This window comes from Desulfovibrio sp. OH1186_COT-070 (genome assembly GCF_003860215.1).
In the GTDB taxonomy this organism is placed as follows: Bacteria; Desulfobacterota; Desulfovibrionia; order Desulfovibrionales; family Desulfovibrionaceae; genus Desulfovibrio.
The window spans coordinates 1-292 of record NZ_RQYH01000264.1 but is presented as its reverse complement, the minus strand read 5'-3'; the positions used below and the strand labels follow the sequence as shown (position 1 = coordinate 292).

General features: G+C 62.0%; 1 pseudogene. It reads left to right on the top strand.

The window, feature by feature from the left end:
* A pseudogene (locus EII23_RS13755) lies at positions 1–292 on the top strand (transposase); the annotation flags it as partial.

Below are 292 nucleotides of genomic sequence, written 5' to 3'. Positions count from 1 at the left end.
CCCCAAGGGGCCGAGAGGACAAGGCAGGCCGGTGCTCAATGAGCCCCGCGCCATCCTGAACGGAATTCTTTGGATTCTGCGTACAGGCGCGCCGTGGAAGGATTTGCCGGAACGGTATCCGCCGTACCAGACCTGCCACAGATGGTTCCAGCGATGACGAAAAGAAGGCGTGTTCGACGCCGTGCTGCTCGCCCTGGCCGACGACTTGCGGGAACGCGGCAAGCTTGATTTGCGGGAAGCCTTCATTGACGGGACATTCGCCCCGGCAAAAAAGGGGGCCGTGCCGTTGGTA